Below are 2,232 nucleotides of genomic sequence, written 5' to 3' on the forward strand. Positions count from 1 at the left end.
TGGGCGGGGTGGTGCTCGTCCTCGCGATGCAGTTCACCCTCGACGCGGGCGTCATCGCGACGGTCATGCTGGCCCTCGGGCTCCGCCTCGCCTCGGGCACCCCGGCCCACACCCGCCCGGTCGAACCCACGCTCCCGCGGGCCCTTCGCCGAGCGCGCACCGTCCGCTCGGGGCGCACCGTCCGCTCGGCGAATCCTGCCCCAGCGCCCCGCTGAGGCGGTCGAGGCAGGTCCAAGCAGGTCGAGCCGTGCCCGGCTCAGTGGGCGCGGGTCGCCACGCCCCTGCATCGAGGACCGGCTCACGGCTGCTGGATCAAGACCTCCGGACCAAGGCGTCTGGGCCACGCCCCCCGGTTCGCGATCAGGCGGTCTCCGGCGCGGCCGATGGTCGTTCGGGATGAGTTGTGGTGCGGCGGCCGCTCAGGGTCTCCCACTCCAGCACCCCGTTCACGTTATCGAGCAGGGTCCAGCCTTTGTGCGTTGTGCCCGGCCCGGTTGTGCCCGGGTCGCCGCGGCCCTTCATCGTGTGATGGGTCCGGCAGAGGAACGCGAGGTTATCGTGGCAGGTTTCCCCGCCGGAGTCCCACGGCACCGAGTGATCCAGATCGCATCGCACCGCCGCACGTTCACAGCCGGGGAACCGGCAGTGCTGGTCCCGGATCTCGGTGAATCTGCGAAGTGCCTTCGGTGGAGAGTAACTGTCCCGGCCAACGTTGAGGATCGCGCCCCGGTCGTCGGTGAACAGGGCCCGGAAGGAACCGATCCCGAAGGCGACCCGCTCCGCGGTGTCGTCGTCGAGGGCCCCGTAGCCGTCCAGGTGGGCGAATTCCTTGCCGAGGATCGCCTCGGCGGTGGCTTCGGGGCCGAGGTCGTCGGAAAGCCCGGCCAGGATACGGGTGGGGACGGTGACGAGGACCTGTCCACGGACGCCGCGGGGCGGGGCCGTGGTGGCCCGGGGAGCCGTGTCGCCCTCGTTGGTGCTCAGGGTTTTAGGTGTTTCCGTGTCGATCTCACCGAGGGACATCAGGTCCACGAGCGCGTCGGCGCGGAGCTGGGCGATGCCACGGGGGAGCGGGAGCGCAGCAATGGCTACATCAAGCTCCTCCTCGGTGCCGGAGTGTGCCAGTTTGATCGCGGCGATCTGCTCCTGGTGGTCCTGCTTCTCCATGATCGCGAGCTGTTTCGCCAGGGCGTCGCTCCGGTCATAGGCCGCGGTCAGTTCCACCGCGGAGTGCCGGATCGTCAGCTCCATCATGCCGTTGCGGGCGGGCTCGTTCCAGGCCCCGCGACGCTGGAAGGCGTCCGCGTGCCGTGCCTCAGGAGACACAGGATCGACCCGGTTTCGCAGGTCCTCGGCCACGCGCAACAGCTTCGCGGGAGTGAGCGTCGGGGCGACCTCGGCGAGCTGCTCGTCGAGAATGGTGCGGGCCACGGGCGGGGCGTCCGCGGTGACGCGCACGATCGCAGAAACGCGGGCTTGGTCGAGCGCGCCGGATGAGAACGCGTTCCACACGTGGGGAAGATTCTCGGCGACCGCGAGCGCATCATTGAGCAAGCGAGTGCCCGTGGGCTTCCCGACGGTGACCGCGAACGCAATCTCTTCGGCGAGCTGCCCCATCCGCTGCGCCCGGTCCTCGCCGGAAACGGTCTGGTCAATGACCTGTCCCGTCGCGGCGAGTACCCGTGCGGCGTCCTCCGCGGTTTCCCGTGTAAAGCGCTCCTCGTTCAGGTCGGTCAGCTCGGCAATGAGCCTGGCCCGCTTCGCCTCCACCCGGTTCTTCTCCCGCGTCGCCTCGGAAATCGCTTCGCTCAGCTCAGCCTCCCGCGCGCGTAGTTCCTCGGCGTTGAGGTGTGCGCGGGCAGTTCTGGCTTCGATTCGGCGAGCGGCAAGGGGATGCTCGCGTTGATCAGCCGGGGTCACCCGGGACGCGGCAAAAGCATCGGCGGCGATCCGCTGCGCGATCTTCGCGGCGCTCGCCCCGGTCACCGTCCCCGTGCCCGGCACGCGCGCGAACGCACCGGCCCGCGGTGTGCGGGTTGCGGTGTCGCGGGGTGCGACGGGAGTGAAAGTGACCATGCCCCAATTTTACCTGAACTGACCCAAAGAAAAGTGCTGTTCACGCCTCATTTTCGATCACAAACGATATGCTCCGACCCCGGATCATCGCAAGAAAATATGGCGCGTTTTCACCGCAACGCTTGACAGCAAAACCCAACTCTGGCGGACTCGCAA

Annotated in this window: 2 protein-coding genes; one reads left to right on the forward strand and one right to left on the reverse strand. The window is 68.5% G+C overall.

What is annotated here, in order from left to right; translation table 11 throughout:
• The coding region (locus OOT08_RS15480; RefSeq protein WP_325093739.1) for a hypothetical protein at positions 1-215 on the forward strand (215 nt) is incomplete at its 5' end.
• A 145-nt stretch (positions 216-360) separates the two neighbouring features.
• Here OOT08_RS15480 and OOT08_RS15485 read toward each other — a convergent pair.
• Positions 361-2,076, reverse strand: a complete 1,716-nt coding sequence (locus OOT08_RS15485; protein WP_325093740.1) for an HNH endonuclease signature motif containing protein — start codon at positions 2,074-2,076, stop codon at positions 361-363.
• Positions 2,077-2,232 lie beyond the last annotated feature (156 nt).

Origin of the sequence: Leucobacter sp. M11, from assembly GCF_035726885.1 — a bacterium.
Classification (GTDB): Bacteria; Actinomycetota; Actinomycetes; order Actinomycetales; family Microbacteriaceae; genus JAPFRB01.

What these genes read in the sequence shown, in the direction of transcription:
- OOT08_RS15485 (WP_325093740.1), bottom strand. Translation starts at nt 2,076, where the DNA reads ATGGTCACTTTCACTCCCGTCGCACCCCGCGACACCGCAACCCGCACA.